At 67.1% G+C, this 19,465-nt stretch carries 19 protein-coding genes and 1 pseudogene; 9 read left to right on the top strand and 11 right to left on the bottom strand.

The window, feature by feature from the left end; translation table 11 throughout:
- Positions 1-38: 38 nt before the first annotated feature.
- From OG203_RS04070 to OG203_RS04040, 7 genes and pseudogenes are all read left to right on the top strand, one after another.
- A pseudogene (locus tag OG203_RS04070) lies at positions 39-770 on the top strand (hypothetical protein); the annotation flags it as partial.
- A gap of 241 nt (positions 771-1,011) precedes the next feature.
- Entirely contained in the window at positions 1,012-1,347 is a 336-nt protein-coding gene (locus tag OG203_RS04065; RefSeq protein ID WP_405164304.1) for a hypothetical protein, read from the top strand.
- A 24-nt stretch (positions 1,348-1,371) separates the two neighbouring features.
- Positions 1,372-2,568 carry a PucR family transcriptional regulator gene (locus OG203_RS04060; protein WP_405164303.1) on the top strand — a complete coding sequence of 399 codons (1,197 nt, stop codon included), beginning with the start codon at positions 1,372-1,374 and terminating at the stop codon, positions 2,566-2,568.
- 162 nt (positions 2,569-2,730) lie between these two features.
- Entirely contained in the window at positions 2,731-4,179 is a 1,449-nt protein-coding gene (gene lpdA / locus OG203_RS04055) for a dihydrolipoyl dehydrogenase (protein ID WP_405164302.1), read from the top strand.
- Between the two features lie 10 nt (positions 4,180-4,189).
- The gene (gene pdhA / locus OG203_RS04050) at positions 4,190-5,278 is read left to right on the top strand and encodes a pyruvate dehydrogenase (acetyl-transferring) E1 component subunit alpha (protein WP_405164301.1); all 1,089 of its coding nucleotides are present in this window, start codon (positions 4,190-4,192) and stop codon (positions 5,276-5,278) included.
- A gap of 17 nt (positions 5,279-5,295) precedes the next feature.
- Positions 5,296-6,279, top strand: a complete 984-nt coding sequence (locus tag OG203_RS04045) for an alpha-ketoacid dehydrogenase subunit beta (RefSeq protein WP_405164300.1) — start codon at positions 5,296-5,298, stop codon at positions 6,277-6,279.
- 21 nt (positions 6,280-6,300) lie between these two features.
- Positions 6,301-7,848 carry a dihydrolipoamide acetyltransferase family protein gene (locus OG203_RS04040; RefSeq protein ID WP_405164299.1) on the top strand — a complete coding sequence of 516 codons (1,548 nt, stop codon included), beginning with the start codon at positions 6,301-6,303 and terminating at the stop codon, positions 7,846-7,848.
- A 14-nt stretch (positions 7,849-7,862) separates the two neighbouring features.
- Here the strand turns inward: OG203_RS04040 and OG203_RS04035 are convergent, their stop codons facing one another.
- From OG203_RS04035 to OG203_RS04020, 4 genes are all read right to left on the bottom strand, one after another.
- Positions 7,863-8,636 carry an ABC transporter permease gene (locus OG203_RS04035; protein WP_405164298.1) on the bottom strand — a complete coding sequence of 258 codons (774 nt, stop codon included), beginning with the start codon at positions 8,634-8,636 and terminating at the stop codon, positions 7,863-7,865.
- A gap of 85 nt (positions 8,637-8,721) precedes the next feature.
- Positions 8,722-9,864, bottom strand: coding sequence for an FAD-dependent monooxygenase (locus OG203_RS04030; RefSeq protein ID WP_405164297.1), 1,143 nt, complete (start codon positions 9,862-9,864; stop codon positions 8,722-8,724).
- A 40-nt stretch (positions 9,865-9,904) separates the two neighbouring features.
- Complete coding sequence (locus OG203_RS04025; protein WP_405164296.1) at positions 9,905-10,882, bottom strand: YncE family protein; 978 nt, start codon at positions 10,880-10,882, stop codon at positions 9,905-9,907.
- Positions 10,883-10,991: 109 nt separating this feature from the next.
- Entirely contained in the window at positions 10,992-11,765 is a 774-nt protein-coding gene (locus OG203_RS04020; protein ID WP_405164295.1) for an AraC family transcriptional regulator, read from the bottom strand.
- A gap of 233 nt (positions 11,766-11,998) precedes the next feature.
- Between OG203_RS04020 and OG203_RS04015 the strand changes: the two genes are divergently transcribed.
- Complete coding sequence (locus OG203_RS04015) at positions 11,999-12,136, top strand: hypothetical protein (protein WP_405164294.1); 138 nt, start codon at positions 11,999-12,001, stop codon at positions 12,134-12,136.
- Positions 12,137-12,157: 21 nt separating this feature from the next.
- Here OG203_RS04015 and OG203_RS04010 read toward each other — a convergent pair whose 3' ends face one another.
- On the bottom strand, positions 12,158-12,928 hold the full coding sequence (locus OG203_RS04010) for an alpha/beta fold hydrolase (protein WP_405164293.1): 771 nt from the start codon (positions 12,926-12,928) through the stop codon (positions 12,158-12,160).
- 72 nt (positions 12,929-13,000) lie between these two features.
- Between OG203_RS04010 and OG203_RS04005 the strand changes: the two genes are divergently transcribed.
- The gene (locus OG203_RS04005) at positions 13,001-13,414 is read left to right on the top strand and encodes a MarR family winged helix-turn-helix transcriptional regulator (protein ID WP_405164292.1); all 414 of its coding nucleotides are present in this window, start codon (positions 13,001-13,003) and stop codon (positions 13,412-13,414) included.
- An 80-nt stretch (positions 13,415-13,494) separates the two neighbouring features.
- On the opposite strand, the gene OG203_RS04000 is transcribed toward OG203_RS04005, so the two are convergent.
- The 6 genes from OG203_RS04000 to OG203_RS03975 form a co-directional block, all read right to left on the bottom strand.
- Entirely contained in the window at positions 13,495-15,069 is a 1,575-nt protein-coding gene (locus OG203_RS04000; protein ID WP_405164291.1) for an MFS transporter, read from the bottom strand.
- Positions 15,070-15,185: 116 nt separating this feature from the next.
- Positions 15,186-16,040 (bottom strand): class II glutamine amidotransferase, encoded by an 855-nt coding sequence (locus OG203_RS03995; RefSeq protein WP_405164290.1) that lies wholly within the window; start codon positions 16,038-16,040, stop codon positions 15,186-15,188.
- 202 nt (positions 16,041-16,242) lie between these two features.
- A complete protein-coding gene (locus tag OG203_RS03990) occupies positions 16,243-17,178 on the bottom strand; it encodes a cyclase family protein (protein ID WP_405164289.1) in 936 nt (311 codons plus the stop codon).
- A gap of 139 nt (positions 17,179-17,317) precedes the next feature.
- Positions 17,318-18,160, bottom strand: coding sequence for an ABC transporter permease (locus tag OG203_RS03985; RefSeq protein ID WP_405164288.1), 843 nt, complete (start codon positions 18,158-18,160; stop codon positions 17,318-17,320).
- Positions 18,120-18,956: an ATP-binding cassette domain-containing protein gene (locus OG203_RS03980; protein WP_405164287.1), complete on the bottom strand. Its 837-nt coding sequence runs from the start codon at positions 18,954-18,956 to the stop codon at positions 18,120-18,122. Before OG203_RS03980 ends, OG203_RS03985 begins: the two co-directional genes overlap by 41 nt.
- Positions 18,953-19,435 carry a MarR family winged helix-turn-helix transcriptional regulator gene (locus OG203_RS03975; RefSeq protein WP_405164286.1) on the bottom strand — a complete coding sequence of 161 codons (483 nt, stop codon included), beginning with the start codon at positions 19,433-19,435 and terminating at the stop codon, positions 18,953-18,955. The genes OG203_RS03980 and OG203_RS03975 overlap by 4 nt, the downstream gene beginning before the upstream one ends.
- Positions 19,436-19,465 lie beyond the last annotated feature (30 nt).

The raw sequence follows: 19,465 nt of genomic DNA, 5'->3' as shown, positions 1-19,465 counted from the left end.
TCTAGTCCGGGACCGGTAGAGCTTCAGCGGAGGAAGCAATGGTCGATTCACTGTTCGCGGATGTGTCGGAATTTCAGGTACCGGTGGACGACTCCTACCCGTATCAGATCTTCTCGCTGCGCTCGAACGACGGCACCTACCAGGACCACAACTTCTTCGACAACTACGCGTGGGCCGCCAATGCCGCCGACTCCGGCCGGATCTCGTGCTTCATCGTCTACATGTATTGGCGGCCGAACTGGCTCGACACGGTCGACACCCACCGGGCGATGGTCGGCCAGGCCGGCGGCCCGCACCCGAAAATGATCGCCATGCTCGACGTGGAATCCGGCGGCAATCCCGGCGGTGACCAGTCCGACGGCATCAACCGCGCCTATTGGCGACTGGTCGACTGGCTCGGCGCGACGCTACGGGTGATCGGCTACGCCAACCGGTCCGACTTCAACAGCATGTGGCCGGTCCGCCCGGACGGGCTCCGCATGATCGGCGCGGGCTACGGCAGCAACCCCAATCTGCCCGGCCAGCTCGCCCACCAATACACCGACGGTCGCGGGTACGGCGGCGGCCTGCCCGAAGGCGCCCCACCGTTCGGCAACTGCGATATGAACTCGGCCGACGGGTCCTCGCCCGAGGACTTCGCCGACGCCTGCGGCGTCGGGAACGTCTCGCAGGATGCGGTCGCCGATATGTGGATCGACTTCATGGGCCTCGGCGGCAACGGCTGGCCGCAGTTGGGCGGGCACACCCTCGTCGACGGCGTCGCCATGGTCGGCGCATCGCTCGGCATCCCGGGATTCTCGGTGCCGCGGGGGCCGACCCAGGTGCCGCTGCCGCGCGATAGCGAGGCCCGCATCCGGGCCCAGTGGATCCAGATGCGCGGTCACCGAGGCCAGGGCTTGCCGCAGTTAGGTGGCCTGTCCCTGGTCGACGCCATCGCCGCGATCGGCGAGAAACTCGACATCACCGGCTTCCAACCGCCCTCCCGATAGCCAACGGATCGGAGCGACCCGCATGTCAACCATCGCTTGCACAAACGGCCACTTTTTCGTCGTCACCGACTGCGTCTCACACGACGAAGCCGCCGCGGCCGCGGCGGCCGCCGGAGGCACCCTGGCAGACCTCACCTCCACCAGCGTCGCCGAGATCAGTTTTCCCGAAGGCACGTTCGATGACACACAGTCCTGTGACTCGCCGCAATCCGGGCCGATCGCCTGGTTCAGCAGCTTCAACGGCGGGGCACCCGAACGCACCGTCTACGTCATCGCACTCACCACCGGCCAGGTCATGAATGTGTCCGCCCACCGAGCCGCCGCATGGACCGGACTCGTCCTCGCCGAACCCGGATAACGGCCGGGCGTAGCGTCTAGCGCTATGGCAGCACCTCAATACACCGGTCCCACCGCCGGAATTCGGCAGCTGGCGGCGGTGTGCCGGACCGAGATCCCGGTGCTGACCCGGCGGCTGATGTCGGCGATCTTCACCGACATCCCGGAGTGGACCGACTACTCGCCGGTCAGCCGCGAGGATCTGCGCAACGGCTGCCGCAGCTATCTCACCAGGGTGCTCGATCTGCTGGCCGGTGACGTGGCCGTGCCCGACCGCGACGACGTCGCCGCGGCCATCGGCCGCAACCGCGCGGCACAGGGCGTGCCGCTGGAGGTGATGCTGCGGACCTTCCGGCTCGGCGGTCAGATCGTATGGGAGGCGCTGCTCGACCGAGCCGGGGATCTGCCGCCCGGCGAATTCCGGGAGATCGGCGTCGCCACCTGGTCGGTCATCGACGGCATGTCCTCGGCGCTGGTCACCTCGTATCGCAACACCGAACTGGAACAGGTGCGCAGGGACGAGCGGCGCAGGCACGGGCTGATCGAGGATCTGCTGTCCGGCCGCGCGCACGACGCGACCTTCGCGGCGCGGGCGGCACGCGAGTTGAATCTGCCGGCGCACGGCGCCTACCTGGTGGTCGCGGTGCGTGGCGTGCGTCCGGTGCTGCAGCTCGGCACCGAAACCGCGTTGGCGGCCTTGGGGATTCGCTCGGTGTGGCACGACAGGGTGGATTCCACGGTCGGGTTGGTCTCGCTCGAGTCACGGGACAGTTCCGCTGTGCTGCACCAGATTCGGCCGCTGATCAGAGGTCAGGCCGCGGCGTCGCCGACGGTGCCAGGACTGGCCCAGATCGACACCGCGCACGCGCTGGCCATGCTCGCGCTGGAGACATTGCCAACGGCCGCACAGGGTTTGGTGTTGCTCGAGGAGCGCTACCCGGAGGCCCTGCTGCTGCGTTCGCCCGATCTGACCGAGTTGATGGTGGCCCGCACACTCGGGCCGGTACTCGCGCTGCCCGCCAAGGAGCGCCAAATCCTGTTGCGCACACTGGCCACCTGGCTGGCCGAGAACTGTTCGGCCGCGAACGCCGCGCCGCTGCTGCACTGTCATCGCAACACCGTGATCAACCGGTTGCAGCGGATCTCGTCGCTACTGGACCGGCCGTTGGAGGGGCAACGCTCCTACCTGGAGCTTTCCTTGGCGCTAGCCGCGCTGGAACTTGGCGCGACCGCACCGGATTGAGTGATTCGGGTCGTTGCCGATTGGGCGCACCGCCCATTTTGACGCACCGATTTCTGGGCTTCCGGCAAATTGTTTGTGCAATCGCGGCCAGTAAGACTCGACACCATGACCCATGCCATAACCGGGCATGGGTCGCGATCGTCGAGCTGAGGAGCACCACGAGTGCCAGAATTCGATCTACTGGTGATCGGTGGCGGACCGGGCGGATATGTGGCCGCCATCCGCGCCGCGCAACGCGGCCTTCGGGTCGGTGTGGTGGAGAAGGAACGTCCCGGCGGCGTCTGCCTGAACTGGGGTTGCATCCCGACCAAGGCGATGCTGCGTTCGGCGGAGGTTTTCCACACCCTCACCGCCGCAGCTGAATTCGGTGTCTATGCCGACAACGTCCGCTACGACTTCGCCGCGGTGCGGCAGCGTAAGGACGGCATCGTCAAGGAGCTGACCGACGGCGTCGCCGGCCTGTTGAAGGCCAACGGGGTGACGGTGATCGAGGGGCATGCCCGGTTCATCGAGCCGACCACGGTCGAGGTGCACGAGACCGGTGCGTCGCCGATCTTCGAGGGCGGCCCCCGCTACGCCGCCGCGCCCGGTGCCGCCGTGCGGCAGGTGAGCGCGCAGGACGTGATCGTCGCGACCGGTTCGGTGCCAGCCCGGCTGCCGATTCCTGGCGCGGACCTGCCCGGCGTGGTCACCTCCGACGGTGCCTTCGGGCTGACCGAGGTGCCGAAGCGGCTGGTGGTCATCGGCGGCAGCGCGGTGGGGGCTGAGTGGGCGAGCCTGTTCGCCACCTTCGGCAGCCAGGTCGCCGTCGTGGAGATGCAGGATCGCCTGGTTCCGTTGGAGGACAAGGAGATCGGCGCGGCGCTTGGGCGGTCCTTCCGCAAGCGCGGCATCACCGTGCTGACCGGAGCGACCGTCACCGCCATCGCGCAGGGGGACGGATTGCGGGTGTCGGTGGGCGGTCCGAAGGAGCAGGAACTCGACGCCGATGTGGTGCTCGTCGGCGTCGGCAGGCGGCCCAACACCGCCGACCTCGGCCTTGATGTCGCCGGAATCGCCACGGACGCACGCGGTTTCATCGAGGTCGACGACCAGCTGCGCACCGGGGTCGAGCACGTGTATGCCATCGGCGACGTGACCGGGCGGGCACTGCTCGCCCATGTCGCCTCGCATCAGGGCATTACGGCGGCCGATGTGATCGCCGGACACGACACGCACATCGACTACACGGTCATCCCGGCGGCGACGTTCACGCACCCGGAGATCGCGAGCGTCGGTCTCACCGAGGAGGCCGCCCGCGCGGCAGGCCACGAGGTGATCACCGCCAAGTTCCCGTTCGCGGCGCTCGGCCGGGCCAAGACGTTCGGCGAGACCGAGGGCATCATGAAGATCGTTGCCGGGCAACAGCATCGGGAGGTGCTCGGGGTGCACATCATCGGCCCGTCGGCCAGCGATCTGATTACCGAAGGCGCGCTGGCGATCTCGCTGGAGGCGACACTCGACGAGCTGGCCGACACCATTCACGCCCACCCCACTCTCGGCGAGATCGGCATGGAGGCGGCGTTGGCCGGGCTCGGACTGCCGGTGCACATCGCGCCGCGCAAGCGTTGAGGAGTCCGCAATGACAACGACCACCGCACCGCGCAAGACCACCCGCAAACCAGCGAAGGTTGCCGCGCCCGCCGAATCCGCCTTCGCCGCAGCAGATCCCGTGACGCTGCGCGGTCTCTACCGCGACATGCTGTTCGTGCGGCGCTTCGAGGAGCGCACCGCGCAGAGCTACCAGCAGGCCAAGATCGGCGGCTACTGCCACCTCAATCTCGGTGAGGAAGCCACCGTCGTCGGCCTCGGCGCGGCGATGCGCCCCACCGACTACCTGTTCACCAACTACCGCGAGCACGGTTACGCGCTGGCCAAGGGCATCGAGCCGGGCCGGGTGATGGCCGAGCTGTATGGCCGCTCCACCGGCACGTCGAAGGGCTGGGGCGGGTCGATGCACATGTACGACACCGCGACTCGACTGCTCGGCGGCTATGCCATTGTGGGCGGCCAGGTTCCGCTCGCCGTCGGCGCCGCGCTTGCCATCGACTACCGCGGCGGGGACGACGTGGTGGTCTGCCAGATGGGGGAGGGCACCACCAACATCGGCGCGTTCCACGAGTCGCTCAATATCGCCGCGCTCTGGCGACTGCCGGTGGTGTTCCTGGTGATCAACAACCAGACCGGCATGGGCACCACGGTCGAGAAGTCCTCGGCCGAACCGGATCTGTGGAAGCGCGCCGCCGCCTACCGCATGCGCGGCGAGCGGGTGGACGGCACCGACGTGCTCGCGGTGCGCGATATGGCGAGCGAACTCATCGAAGCCGCTCGGCGCGAAGGGAAACCGGCGCTGCTGGAGGCGGTGAGCTATCGGCTCAAGGGACATTCGGTGGTCGACCCGGCCAAGTACCGCAGCAACGACGCGGTATCCACGGCGCGCGAGCACGATCCGATCGTGCTGTGGCAGAAGCGATTGCTGGACGCCGAGGTGCTGACCGAGCAGTCGGTCGCCGAGATCGAGCGCGAGGTGGCCGAAAGTGTCGCCGCCGCCGTCGAATTCGCCGATTCGAGCCCGCATCCTGAGCCGTCGAGCCTGTTCGACTACAACTACGCCACCCCGGTGCCCGGCGACTCCCGCCGCCTGCCCGCCGACCCGCTCTTCACCGCCTGAGGACCACTGTGCCTGTCATGACCTACCGCGAAGCGCTGCGCGAAACCCTGCGCGAGGAGATGCGGCGCGACGACGACGTCTTCCTGATCGGGGAAGAGATCGGCGTCTTCGAAGGCTCCTACAAGATCACCGCCGGTCTGCTGACCGAGTTCGGCGAGAAGCGGGTGCGCGACACCCCGATCGCCGAGGAGGGTTTCGTCGGCGCGGCCATCGGTGCCGCCATGCTCGGCCTTCGCCCGGTGGTTGAGATCATGACGATCAACTTCTCGCTGCTCGCGCTGGACCAGATCGTCAATCACGCCGCCAAGATCTACGGCATGTTCGGCGGGCAGACCAGCGTGCCCATGGTCATCCGGATGCCCGGTGGCGGCGGCCAGCAGCTCGGGGCGACGCATTCGCAGAACATCGAGCTGTACTACGCGTTCGTGCCCGGCCTGAAGGTGGTGGCGCCGAGCACTCCCGCCGATGCGCGGGCGCTGCTCAAGGCCGCGATCGAGGACGACGATCCGGTGGTGTTCCTGGAGAATCTGTCCCTCTACAACACCAAAGGCGAAGTACCCGAGGATCTTCCGCCAGCTGAGATCGGCAAGGCGGCGGTGACCCGCGAGGGCACCGACATCACCCTGATCAGTTACTCGCGCATGGCCACCGTCGCCACCCAGGTGGCCGAACGCCTTGCCGCCGAGGGGATTTCCGCCGAGGTGATCGACCTGCGCAGTCTGCGGCCACTGGATCGCGACACCCTGGTCGCCTCCGTCCGCAAGACCGGCTGCGCCGTCGTCGGCGAGGACGACTGGCTCACCTATGGGATCGGTGCCGAGGTCGCGGCCTCCATCTCCGATGGTGCGTTCGACTATCTCGACGCACCGGTCCGCCGTGTCGCCATGGCGGAGGTGCCGCTTCCCTACGCCAAGCCGTTGGAGAAGCTCGCATTGCCGTCCGCCGACTCGCTCTACACCGCCGCGGTGGAAACGCTTGCGGCCGTTGGCCGTCGGCGCTGAGAACCGGGAACAGAGGACACCATGCCTGAAATCACTATGCCCCGGCTCTCCGACACCATGGAGGACGGCGTTGTCTCCGCCTGGCTGAAGCAGGTCGGCGACCAGATCACCCGCGGCGAGGTCGTCGCCGAAATCGAGACCGACAAAGCGCTGATGGAGCTCGAGGCGTATGAGGACGGTGTCCTCGAGCGGATCCTTGCCGAGCCGGGCGTGCGTATTCCGATCGGCGAACCTATCGCGATCGTCGGCGATGGGAGTGGAGCCGGTGCGGCGGGCGCTGCCGCGACTGCGTCCGCTGCGGCACCCGCGAGTGTTGTGGCGCAAGCAAGTTCGGACAGCTCCGGTTCGTCCGCGACTGCGGCACCGGCCGCCATGACGCCGGAACCATCTGCGGCGCAACCCGATTCCGTACAGTCGGACGCGCGGCCGGGCGAGCGGAAGAAGTCATCGCCATTGGCGCGCAAGATCGCCCGTGAGTTGGGTGTCGATTTCGCCGCGGTGGTCGGCACCGGCCCCGGCGGCCGGATCACGCGGCAGGACGTGGAGGCTGCTCACCGTAATGGTGCCTCCGCGCTAGCGGTGTCCTCCGCGCCAGGCGCCGCCGCATCGGCCGTTTCCTCGGTGCCTGCCGCCGCGTCAGGCGCGTCCGCCGTGCCAAGCGCGTCCGCCGTGCCGGACGCCGCCTCAGCCGGGCCAGCCGGGCCGGGGGCGTCCGCTGCATCCGCCGGGCCAGCGGCGTCCGCCGAGGCGGGTGCATCAGCAGTGTCGGGTGCGTCCGCCGTGCCAGCCTCCACACCGGCCGCACCTTCCGTGTCAGCGCCCTCCGGTTCGGATCGTGCGGCGAGTTCTACTGCCGCGCAAAGCATCCCGGCATCAGGTGACTACGACGAGATCCCGCTCACGAACATTCAGCGCGTCTCCGCGACCCGCCTCACCGAGAGCAAGCAGCACGCCCCGCACATCTACCTGACCAGTGCGATCGACGTGACCGGCCTACTCGCCTTCCGCGCGCAGATCAACGAGACCCTGCAAGCAGCGGGCGAGGGCAAGGTCAGCGTGAACGATCTGCTCGTGAAGGCAGTCGCGAGCACGCTACGCAAGGACCCCTCGGTGAATGTCAGTTTCGCGGGCGACAAACTGCTGCGCCACAAGGGAATCCACCTTGGCATCGCGGTCGCGACCCCGGTCGGCCTGCTCGTCCCGGTGATCCGCGACGCCGACCGTAAGAGCGTCTCCGAGATCGCGTCCGACAGCCGCGACAAGGCAACCCGGGCCCGCGACCGTAAACTGCGCGCCGACGAGATGTCCGGCGGCACCTTCACCATCTCCAACCTCGGCATGTTCGGCATCGAGCAGTTCACCGCCGTCATCAACCCGCCCGAGTCCGCGATCCTCGCCGTCGGCGGCGCGGCGGACGAAGTTCGTCTCGTGGACGGCGAGGTCGTCACGCGCAAGATCCTGCGCGTCACCCTGTCCGCGGACCACCGCGCCATCGACGGCGCGGTGGCCGCCCAGTTCCTCGCCCATCTGAAGGAGTTGCTCGAACACCCACTGCGCATCGTCACCTAGCGAAGCCGTTGGAATCAACGAACCGCGCGCGATCGGGGAGCGGCGGGGTGCTGCCTGTGCACCCTGCCGGTCGCGACGAGTTCGATCGTCATCGCGACCGCGCACGACTGGGCGAGCAGCAAGCCCAACAGGACGAGCACCTGCACGGCAGCCGCGTGCATGGCTGACCCGCTGGCGACCAGCACTCCCACGAAAGCTCCTGGGAGCGTTACCAATCCAACGGTTCGGGTCTGATCGACACCGGGCAGCAGCGCGTCGGTCGCGCTTGTTCGGATGATCTCCATCCTGGCATCGCGGTCGAGGAATCCCAGGCTCAATGCCGCCTCCACCTCCCCGAAACGCTCGGTCAGCGCGTCCAACGCGCGCCGCGCGGCCAGGGAGGTCGCGGTCATCGTCCCGCCGAGGATGATCCCGCCGATCGGTACCACGGCGACACCGGTCAACGGAACGACACCGCTGAGCAACATCGGCAGCAACGTCGCGACCAACCCCGCACCGAGCGACACCGTCAGCCACGCCGCCGAGCGCCCGGCCCGAGCACGCTGCGCCGCAGTGAAGACCGCCGCGACGAACATGACAAGCAGCACAAGCACCGACGACCACAGCGCTGCCAACGCCGCGGCCAGGATCAGCGCGACAACCGCCAACTGGATCACCGCCCGCGCGGCGGCTTTAGGCGCGACGGTCACCGGGCCGAGTTCAGCGACCCGATACACCGCCGCCGCCGCGACCACCAGCACCACGCACAGCACCGCCAGGCCGATCCCCGGCGTCGCCAGCGAATTCATCCTCGGTCATCCGTCGACATGTGAGCGATGATGGCATCATCGCGACTACTTTTCCGGGACCATGTCGACGGATTCCGGCCGGATGTCAGACGGGTTGGTCGAGATACGCCCGGACCGCCGCCATCTCCCGCGCGAGTTCGGCACTCACGTTCGCGCGGTCGGCGGCCACGGGAGGCGGGGTTGTCATCTCGCGAATCATCACGGCGGACGAAGCCTGCTGGATGTGCTGTACTCGATCGAAACGACGCCGCATAAATGCGGGCAGCGCCTCGGCCAACGGGCGCCGGGTGAGTTCTTCGGTGAGCACCACCGCGTCCTCGAGCGCTTGCGACCCACCTTGCGAAAGATGCGGAACGACAGCGTGTGCCGCGTCGCCGATCAGGACGGCCCGCTCCGTGTGCCAGGGTCGCGGTAGCCGTACCTCGAACAGTGGACTGTAGATGATCTCCGATGCCGGTGGCAGATTGTCGCGCACCTCGGCGACCACGCCGGTGTATCCGGCCATTCGCGCTTCGAGCAGGTCTCGCCAGTCTTGTGGTTCGTGGTACGGGTTGCCCGGCTCGGCGGTGATGTGGAACAGATACATCTCGTCCTCGTCGATGGGCACCAGCCCGGCGTCGGTCGCGTCACCGACGTACTTCGTCATCGCGGTCACCCGGCGTTTCGTCCTCGTCCGCCAGCACGAGTAGCCGGTGAATACCGGACCGGCAGCCGCACCGAAAAGCCTGGCGCGCAACGGTGATCGCAGACCCTCACAGCCAATGACCACGTCGTACTCGGCCTCCTGCCCATCGCTCGTGCGCACCAGGGCGGCCTGCGAGTCCTCGGTGAACTCCTCGATCGTGACACCTAGCCGAAGCTTCGCCCCGGCCGATGTCGCCGCGGTATGCAAGATGGCGGCCAGCCGTGCGCGAGCGATGCCGAGGTAGCCGGGGACACCGTCCGACGATGCGCGCAGTGGCATCCCCACGATCGTTTCACCGGCCGCGTCGCACATCGCGTACTCGTCGAAGACGTACCCGCTGGCAAGGCATTCATCAAGAACACCAAGGCATTTCAGCATGCGCAGGGCGTTGTTCGGCAGGCTGATCCCGACGCCGGTCGCGGTCAGGTCCTGGCGTGCCTCGACGATGTCGACCTGCACGCCTTGCCGGGCAAGGCCAGCGGCGACCGCGAGCCCGCCGATGCCGGCGCCCGATACCAGCACGCGTTGAACGTTCGCATTCACATTCTCTCCCAATATGGTTCAGTACTCCGCGAGCAGCCGTTCACGCGGGGGATGCGTCGAGGTAGACCAAGCCGTGCGGCCCGGCACCCACCGATTCCGTTGTCGTGACGACCATCTCGCGCAGATCGATGACCGAGACCGAGTTGTCCTTGTAATTGCTCACATAGGCGGTCGCGCTGTCCGCGCTCGACGCCACATTGAGCGGGAAGCGGCCGACCGGGATCCGCGGGCCGAGTCGCAGGGTGGCCGTGTCCAGCGTCTGGAAGAAGCCTTGGCGCAACGACGGAGCGTCGGTCCAGTAGTCGAAGTTGAAGCTGGTGAACAGGACTCGGCTGCCGTCCGGGGTGACCGTTACGGCTCCCGACGCCTCCGCCAGATCGAGCGTCGCCTCGACGCGAGCCTCGACCGCGTCGATGACGTAGAGGTGTGGTGATCGCTGACTCGCCACGAACGCCCGCGATCCGTCCGGGGTGGTGGCGATTCCTTCGGTCCCGTAGGGGGTGTCGATGCGGCCGGTCACCGTCATCGAGGACGGATCGACAACCGTGACGAACGGCTCTTCTTTGTTGGCGGTGAAGACTTTTGAGCCGTCCGGCGTCATCGCCATCCAGTGCGGGCCCGGCGCGCCCACCGGCACCGACCCGACCACCTGTTGCCCGTCGAGGTCGAGCGCGATCAATTCGCCGCCGTTGGATTCGCAGGTGATCAGGGCCGTGCCCCGATCTGGTGACAGCGCGATGCCGTGCGGTCCCCAGTGCGGGGCGAGGTCGATGCTGTGCAGGTGCCGGAGGTCGTCGACGGAGATGACCTCCAGAAAACGCGAGGCCTTCTGATAGTGCTTATAGAAGCCGTCCTCGTAACTGATGCACACGTAACCGAGCTGGCGCTCGCTGTGCACGGCGACCTCGTGCGGCATGGCACGAATCGGCAAGTGCGCCAGCTGTTTCAGCGAGGACGCGGCGCGCAACTCCACGGAGTTTCCCTCCGTGTTGACGATCAGGAGGCGGTTCTCGGCCATGATCAACTCCTCGGGATTCACTGTCGTGCGTGGATAACACCAAGGTATGCACCGCCTTTGGTGTTCACCACCGGTTTCCCGACGCCTGACACCGGAATCCCGCCACGCGCTAGCGAGCGGCGCGGCGGAGCTCGCTCTGGTAGCGGCCTGGGGTCTGGCCGACGATGGCGGTGAAGGCCTCGATGAAGCTGGTCGGATTGGACCAGCCGCACCGCATCGCGGTGTTCGTCACCGGGTGGCCGTCGAGCAGGTGCACCAGGGCATGCTGGATGCGAAGCAGGGTCCGCCACTGATGGAAGCTCATGCCGAGCTCGGCGTGGAACAAGCGGCTGAGTGTGCGCTCGCTGGCACCGGCCGCCCGCCCCAGCTCGGCCAACGTGGAGGTGTTGCCCGGGTCGGTGTGCAGCACGTCGGCGACGGCGCGCAGCCGATCATCGCTCGGCTGCGGGAGATAGACGAGTTGCTCTGGGATATCGGTCAATTCGTCGAGCACGACCTGGCGCAGCCGCTCCCATGCGCCGGGCTGGAAAGGGCGATCGGTGGTGAGCGCCACCAGCGCTTCCCGCAGTAGGGGCGTCACCGCGAAGACCGTTGGTCGACCAGGCAGTCTGTCGCACAGTTCGCGCGGCACCTCGAGGACGTGTACCTCGGTCTCCCCGTAAGTGCGATGGCTGTGATCGAAGCCGGGCGGTGTCCAGGTGAGCCGATTCGCCGGTGCTACCCAGGTGCCGAGCTCTGTCGTGGTCGCGAGCACCCCCGCGGAAGGATAGAGCAGCTGCCCCTGCCGGTGCCGATGCACCGCGATATGCGTGCCATGACCCAACCACCCCCGCTTCGTCGGAGCGAAGTCGAGTTCCAGCGGCGTCTGGCGGGTTTCCGGCATCACAAGCCAAGGTACCAAAATCGCGCTTGGACGTCACTGCGGCAGGGTCAGCGGGCTGGATACTCGTCTCATGATCACCGCGCGAGGCCGAGCGACCCGGTCGACCTCCGAGTCGTAGACCTCGGCACCGATCATCCGAAGTGAGACGCACCGGTTCCGAGCCGGTGTTTGGCGTTCGCTGAAGCGGGAACCGTAATGGCATACCCCCGCCCGACTACCGGAGGTCGCCACCCATGTCAGTCTCGCGCATCAACCGCAACGAACCCGCCCTCATCGACAACATCCCCGGAGCTTTCCTCGCATTGCTGCTGCTGATGGTGCTCGGCGCGATCGCACTCAGCTCCTCGCTCGCCGCCGCAAGCCCGTTCTAGGGCGCCCGCTCACCGCCTGCCCTAACTGGCGGACTGCCGCATATGCGAGTCGAGCTGGGTGAACGTCGCGGCCGGTTGTTCCAGCTGTGGCAAATGGCCTGCGGCGGGGATGGTTTCGAAGCGGGCGTTGCCGAACGCGGCGGCGTAGGCGGCGCCGTATGCGACTGTGGCTATGCGGTCGCTTTCGCCCCAAAGTAGCAGTGCCGGAATGGTTACCGTGGCGAGCTGGGGGAGTAGGTGGGGGTTGTGCATGTAGGGGTCGCCTGCGTAGTGGCGCAGGGTGATCATATTCGCTTGGCGCGCAGCGGATTGTGCGGCGGGGAGGTCGGCGGGGTTCTGGTAGAAGCGGGCGGGGTCGTGGTAGGAGTACTCGGCGACGCCGCGTGCGTCGAGGGCGAAGAAGTCGCGGATGGGTTCGTTTTCGATCGACACGCCGACGGCGTCGATGAGGACGAGACTGCCGATGCGTCTCTCGTTGTCGCGCACGGCCATTTCGGCGGCGATCCAGCCGCCGATGGAGGAGCCGATGACGAGTACGTCCCGTAGGTCGCGGTCGCGCAGCAGGTCCAGGTAGGCGTCGGCGAGGTCGGTGATGCTGTCGAATCGGTCGGGGCGTGGTGTTCCGTTCCAGCCCGGGTGGGTCGGGGTCAGGACATGCGCTGAGCGGGACAGGTGTTCGGCGATGCCTGCCACGGTGGCCGGACCGCCGCCGCCGTGCAGGACGAGAATGGTTGGGCCGCTGCCGGATTCGTCGATGGTCAGGAGCGGTTGGGGGAGCGCGTCGGCCGTCATGGGTGAATCCTCGATCCGTTGACTAAACATGTTGATATAAACAAGTTTAGTCACAGTGTTAGGGTTACGTCCATGGCTGGTGATCTGCAAGTTCTCGGACGCGCTGTGAAGCAGGCGCAGTACCGGCACCATCGTGCGCTCGACAGCGGGCTCGCGGCCGTCGGAACCACGCTGGCACAGTGGGATGCGTTGCGCGCTATCGACCGCGATCCGGGTTCCTCCGCACGCGCGCTGGCGGAGCGGACATTTCAGACCGAGCAGGCCTTCGGCACCCTCGCGAGCAGGCTCGTCGCACGCGGACTGGTCGAACGCACCCCCGGCCGCGGTCGCACGATCGAGCACCGCCTGACCGTCGCGGGAGCGAAGATTCTCGCGGCCGGTAACAAGGTCGCGGACTCGGTGCTCGCCGATTCCTTCGCCGCGCTGTCCGCCGCCGAGCGCATAACCCTGCTTAACCTGCTCGAGCGAGTCGGTTCGTCCGGCTGACCATCCGCTAGCGATGTCGCGTCACACCTCGCCCCGCCCGAACGTCCCGTTCCCGACGGCACTCGGGCGGGATAACACGCTCACTCCTGTCGACGCCCGTCGGATCGCCACGCGCTGGCGGTGTCGACATCGGACGCCGCGTCGGGCGCGTCACGCGACGGTAGCCAGATCGCCGCGCACGTCGCGCCGAGTGCGGTGATCGCGGCGGCGGTGTAGGCACCGGCGTGCATGCCGTCGACGAAGGCGAGCTTGGTCGTTTGGATCGCTTGTGCGCCAATAGGTTCGGGCAACTCGGTGGCGACGGCCAGCGCGTTGATCACTGATTGCCTGCCATGCTCGATGAGCTCGTGTGCGATGCCAAAGGCCTGCCATTGTTCGGCGATTCGCGCACGGAAGATCGAGCTCAACACCGAACCCATCACCGCGACGCCCAATGCGACGCCGACCTCGCGGGTGGTGTCGTTGACCGCCGAACCGACCCCGGCCTTGTCCGGCGGCACCGTGCTGATGAGGGCGTCGGTCGCTGGCCCGGTGGTGAGTGCGAGACCGATCGCGACGATCGCCATGGCGAGCACGACCGGCCCGAAATACGGTGCGTCGACCGGGATTCGGGCGGCGATCAAGAAGCCGACGCACATACACGCCAGCCCCGAGGCAACCACGATCTTGTTGCCGATACGCCGAGTGAGGACGAGGCCAAGTGGCGAGACGGCCGCGACGCAGATGGCGAACGGCAGCGTCGCCACGCCGGTGCGCAAGGTGCCGTAGCCACGGACGATCTGAAAGAAGAACATGATCATGAAGACCAGGCCGACCAAACCGAAGAAGGCGGTGGCGATCGCGCCACACGCCACCGCGAATCGCGGGTTGCCGAACAGTGAAACATCAAGCAGCGGTGCGGGATTGCGTCGCTCCCAGGTGTAGAACGCCGACAGCAGCATGGCCGCGATGACGAACGCCCCGATGATCGTCCGGCTGGTCCAGCCATGCTCGGGCGCCTCGATGATGGCCCACACGAACAGGGTCAATCCGCTCGCGGCGGTCACCGCGCCGATCACATCGAAGCGGCCAGGCCGTGGCGTCCGCCATTCGGGCACGATGATCATCGAGGCGACGATCGCGACCGCGGCAACGGGCAGCGTGACGAGAAATACCGAGCCCCACCAGAAGTGGGCGAGCAACAGCCCGCCGGTGAGCGGGCCAAGCGCGATGGAGACGCCGGAGACGCCCGACCAGATGCCGATGGCAAGGGCTTTCTCGCCACGATCGGTGAACACCGCCGCGATCACGGCCAGGGTGGTCGGATAGATCAGCGCCGCGGTGACGCCCATCGCCGCCTGACCGGCGATCAACGGACCCACCTTGGTGCAGGTCGAGGCGGCCGCCGACGACGCGGCGAAGCCGATCAACCCGATCACCATCACCCGTCGATGCCCGTAGCGGTCCGCGAGATAACCGCCGACCAGCAGCAGTCCGGCAAACGCGAGAACATAGGCGTCGACCACCCACTGCAGCGCTGTCGTCGAGGCGCCGAGCTGGATCCCGAGTTCCGGCAACGTGATATTGACGATCGTGTTGTTGATCCCGATGACCAGCACCGCAAGGCAGACCGTTGCCAAGATCCACCAGCGCGTCGACCGTTCGCGTTCAGCCATCTGCGACCACCTGATCGTCCGGTACAGATCGGTCCCCGGCCACCTCGACCGGCTGGTCTCGCATGGAATCGCAACACTCATGCTATGTCGCAACCCCGCCGCGCGGTCGCAGGTTGCTAGCGACTGAGCTGAGAGGCCGCCGCGCCCGCGTCGAGATCGGACAGCGCCAGCGGATGGGTCGGCGGTTGGTCCAGGATCACGCTGCTGTCGATACGCAAACCGGCGTCGACATGCAGTAGTTCGCCGGGTGCGAGGCAGCGCCAGCCGGGATCGTCGTCCATCCGTTCGCTGGCAACCACCACGGTCGGCGCCTCGACCAGATCGCCGGACCGCACCCGCACCGTGCCACCGGATCCCACATGCTCGAGCTGCGTGCCTGCCGCGCGTTCGAGCACATACAGCTCGTGCGTAGCGGGATAACGCAAGGCCCACAGTTCGGTATCGGTGGTCAGCACCAAATTGATCGCGAAAACCGGTAACTCGTCGGCGATCCACCGCACCGCGCCGGTGATTCCGGCGGTGACATCGCCGCCACGCGCATCGATATGTTTGGTGATCAACGCGAATAAGCGCTCCGAATCGGTATCGCCCAGCACCATTGCCCGATAGGAGCCCAACTCTTCGTCGAGCCGCGGCAGATCTTCGATGACACCGTTGTGCGCGAAGATGCGCCCATCCTTAGTGAACGGATGAGTGTTCCGCACGGTCCGCGCGCCGGTGGACGCATGCCGCACATGAGCGAGAAACGTCGTCGACTCCCGATGCTTCGCCTCCACCGCGAACCGACGATCCTCGAACGCCGCCAACGCCTGCTTCTCCACCCGCGCCACCCCGTCACGACCGAACGTCCCCAACCCGGTCCCATCCGGATTGCGCACACTCTGCCGCTCGAGACTGTCTACCGCATCGAGCAACCAAAACGTAGCCTTCAGCCGCCGCGGCGCCGCCGTCATCCCGAAGAGTCGACACATAGTGATCTGATCGTCGCGGATGGGCCGAGAGACCCGTCATCCGGGATACCAGTAGGCGGCAACCTGCTCGGCGGCACCGCCTTGATCGGGATCGGTGGCGCGGTCGTGTTCCTCGGTGACGTGGTTGGTTGCGTGTGTGGCCACTCGTGGTGATCGCGCGGGTATGGTCAACTCGCGCAACCGAATTCGGTCAGTGGCACGATCAGAAGATCGCGATCGGGTTGACCGGCACTCCTGTCATGCCATGAATCCGGGGCGGTGCGGCGACGAACAGGAAGCTGTAGCGACCGAGTTCGGCGCAGACCGCGGCGAGTTCGTCGGCGTCCACGGCATCGATGAGCGGCATGCCCAGTCGGGGTAGTGCGACGCGGTGCATCGCCGAGGGGCCGTCCGGCAGCGGCGGGTAGGCGTCCGCGAGATCTCCGGCATATACCGATACGCCGCGGTCATGCATCCAGCGCACGGCGTCGATGCTCATTCCCGGCATCGGGTTGCCGCGATAGCGCGTCGCCACCCACCCGAACCGAACGACAAGCGCGTCACCGGATTCCAGCCGGACGCCTTGGCGCCGCTCGGCGGCATCGAGATCCGCCGACCCGACCGCATGGTCTTCGGCCACCGGTCCGTCGAACGCGAGGTCGAGCAGCACGCCCCTGGTCGTGATCCCGGCGGCGAACGCCGCGGTCGACCCGTGCACGACTCCGCCCATGGTGACGCTCTCGTTCACCGGACGCCCTGGATACACCTGACCGTCTAGCACGATGTGCGACAACGCGTCCAGATGCGTCGACAGGGTGTGGTGATTGGTGACCACCATGACGTCCGCGGTCGCGGGCGCCGGACTTCCCGTGTACGCCATCATGAGCTGAACCGGCGACACCTCGGCCGTCCGCGGCGCGAAGGGTCCGCTGCTCACCGACGCCGGCTGGATGGGCACGGCCAAGGACACCGAGCGGCCGGTGCGCACCTCCCACGCGGCCCGCTCGCGCACCGCGTCGGTGATCAGGTTCAACGTGCCGAGTTCGTCGTCCTCGCCCCAGCGGCCCCAATTGCTCGGCAGCTCATCGTTTTCGGTCGCGCCAGACCGAACGACCGAGTGCGGTTGTGTGGTGGCGTCGGCGGGGTGGTTGGCGGACACGGTTGTCTCCCTCGGAAGGTCTGCGATCAGGTCACCCACGTGCCGGGGAGACGCATGACAGTCCACACCGTGCCGCTACGGCACAGTCAAGCCGACCTGTGCCCCGGCAGACGTTGTGCGACCATCGCGCCGATGTGCGCTATCGAGTCAGCCGCCCGAGAAGCGCAGAGGCACAGGCAATTCCGAGTCCGGCGGCGAGTACCAGGACGCCCATATCGGTCCAGAGATGGTAGCTTGCGCCGACCAGCAGTCCGCGCAAGGCGTCGACTTCGTAGCTGAGCGGGTTGATATGACTGATCCCGCGCAGCCAGCTCGGCATCAGATCCAGCGGGTAGAGGGCGTTGGAGGCGAAGAACAGCGGCATGGTGATCGCCTGCCCGATGCCCATCAGCCGATCCCGTTTCACCACCAGACCCGCGATCGTCATCGACAGGCACGCGAAGAACGACGCACCGAGCAGCACGGCGATCACCGCGGCGAACAGCTTCAGCGGATTCATCGTCATATGCACGCCCATGATCAGCGCCAACACCACGATGATCAGCACCTGGGACACCGCGCGCACCCCGGCGGCGAAGCATTTGCCGGTGATCAGCGCGGCCCGGGGCGTGGGCGTGACCATGAGCTTGTTGAGAATTCCGGCGTCGCGGTCCCAGATCAGCATGATGCCGTAGAAGATCGCGATGAACAGCGCCGACTGCGCGATGATGCCCGGCGCGAGGAAGTCCAGATACGGCATGTTCCCGGTGGGGATCGTGCGCAGCCTGGCGAAGGTGGTGCCGAAGATCAGCATCCACAGCGCCGGTTGCACTGCGCGCGTGACGAGTTCGGTGCGGTCGTGGCGCAGCTTCTGCAGTTCGACCAGCGCGAAGGTGCCGATTCGCGAGCCGAGCGTGCGCAGCCGGTAGATGCCGTGCGGCGCCAACCGCAGTGGCGGGTAGTCAGCCCGCGCGTTGAGCGGTTCGACGGGTGCTTCGGACACCGCGCAGCCCTCCTTCCGTGGTCGAGTCGTCCTCGAGGGCGGCGCCGTGATGGCGGAAGACGTCTTCGAGGGTGGCGTCGACGCCGAGCGCGGCCTTCAGTTCCGTCGGGGAGCCGACCGTCTGCAGTTTTCCCTTGTGCAGCAACGCGACTCGGTCACACAGCAGGTCGGCCTCGGCCATGTAGTGGGTGGTGAGCAGTACCGTGGTGCCGAAGCGGTGCCGCAGGTCGCGCACCCGGTCCCACACACTGTCGCGCGCAATGGGATCCAGGCCGACGGTGGGTTCGTCGAGAATCAGCAGGGCGGGCCGGTTGACCAGTGCCTGGGCCAGTTCCAGTCGGCGGACCATGCCGCCGGAGTAGCTCGCGGCGAGCCGATCCGCCACGTCGAGCAGGTCCATGGCGGCAAGCACCTCGTTCACCCGCTCGGCGCGTTCGCGGCGGGGCACGTCGAACAGCCGCGCGAACCAGGTCACGTTCTGGCGGCCGGTGAGCGCGCCTTCGATCGAAAGTTGTTGCGGGACATAGCCGAGGTTGTAGCGGATATCGATATCGCGACGCCCGACCTCGAACCCGAGCACCCGGACCGTGCCCTCCTGCACCGGCATCAGCGTGGTCAGCAGTCGGATCGTGGTGGTCTTGCCCGCGCCATTGGGGCCGAGCAGGCCGAAGACCTCGCCGCGTTCGATGCGCAGGTCCACGTGGTCGACCACGATGTGCTCGCCGTAGCGGTGGGTCAGGCCCGTGCATTCGACGGCCGGGCGATCATTGGGTGGGGCAAGGGAATTCGTTCTCATCGCCGTGTCCTCTGTTCGTGCTCGTGCAGGATCCCGGTCAGCTTGCCGACCACGTCGAGCCCGCGGATCAGCTGCTCGCGCTCCTCGGCGGTCAGCTCGTCGAGCGCGGCCGCGACCAGACCGTGTCTGCGCCTGCGGGTTTCATCGACCGCCCGCTGGACCGGTGCGGGCAGGCTCAGTCGCGTCGCGCGCCGGTCCGCCGGATCCGGTTCGCGCACCAGCAGTTCCGTCTTAACCAATGCCGTGACGAACGTCGACACACTGTTGGGCGCCAACCCCAACTCCGTCGCCGCCGCCTTCACCGAGATGTTCGGGTTGCGGCCGACCAGGCGCAGGAACTCCGCCTGCGAGGCGCTGACCCCCGGCTGATCGAAGGACCGGCCGACCATTCGCGCCATCTGTCGGCGAAAACGGCCGAACGTACTCATCAACCGCCCGACCAGCTCGGCCTGCGCCGCAGTGTCCAGCGTTTCTTTCACCCCACCACATTAGCTCTGACTCAGAGCTAA

The organism is Nocardia sp. NBC_01499, assembly GCF_045040275.1.
Classification (GTDB): Bacteria; Actinomycetota; Actinomycetes; order Mycobacteriales; family Mycobacteriaceae; genus Nocardia.
The sequence above is the reverse complement of the archived record's forward strand: the minus strand, read 5'-3'. Positions and strand labels throughout refer to the sequence as shown.

Bases quoted from the DNA above. Each gene is read 5' to 3' on its own strand.
- OG203_RS04045 (WP_405164300.1), top strand. From the start codon at position 5,296: ATGACCTACCGCGAAGCGCTGCGCGAAACCCTGCGCGAGGAGATGCGG.
- OG203_RS04035 (WP_405164298.1), bottom strand. From the start codon at position 8,636: ATGAATTCGCTGGCGACGCCGGGGATCGGCCTGGCGGTGCTGTGCGTG.
- OG203_RS03980 (WP_405164287.1), bottom strand. From the start codon at position 18,956: ATGAGAACGAATTCCCTTGCCCCACCCAATGATCGCCCGGCCGTCGAA.
- OG203_RS04000 (WP_405164291.1), bottom strand. From the start codon at position 15,069: ATGGCTGAACGCGAACGGTCGACGCGCTGGTGGATCTTGGCAACGGTC.
- OG203_RS04040 (WP_405164299.1), top strand. From the start codon at position 6,301: ATGCCTGAAATCACTATGCCCCGGCTCTCCGACACCATGGAGGACGGC.
- OG203_RS03995 (WP_405164290.1), bottom strand. From the start codon at position 16,040: ATGTGTCGACTCTTCGGGATGACGGCGGCGCCGCGGCGGCTGAAGGCT.
- OG203_RS04015 (WP_405164294.1), top strand. From the start codon at position 11,999: ATGTCAGTCTCGCGCATCAACCGCAACGAACCCGCCCTCATCGACAAC.
- OG203_RS04025 (WP_405164296.1), bottom strand. From the start codon at position 10,882: ATGGCCGAGAACCGCCTCCTGATCGTCAACACGGAGGGAAACTCCGTG.
- pdhA (WP_405164301.1), top strand. From the start codon at position 4,190: ATGACAACGACCACCGCACCGCGCAAGACCACCCGCAAACCAGCGAAG.
- OG203_RS04020 (WP_405164295.1), bottom strand. From the start codon at position 11,765: ATGCCGGAAACCCGCCAGACGCCGCTGGAACTCGACTTCGCTCCGACG.
- OG203_RS04065 (WP_405164304.1), top strand. From the start codon at position 1,012: ATGTCAACCATCGCTTGCACAAACGGCCACTTTTTCGTCGTCACCGAC.
- OG203_RS04060 (WP_405164303.1), top strand. From the start codon at position 1,372: ATGGCAGCACCTCAATACACCGGTCCCACCGCCGGAATTCGGCAGCTG.
- OG203_RS04010 (WP_405164293.1), bottom strand. From the start codon at position 12,928: ATGACGGCCGACGCGCTCCCCCAACCGCTCCTGACCATCGACGAATCC.
- OG203_RS04005 (WP_405164292.1), top strand. From the start codon at position 13,001: ATGGCTGGTGATCTGCAAGTTCTCGGACGCGCTGTGAAGCAGGCGCAG.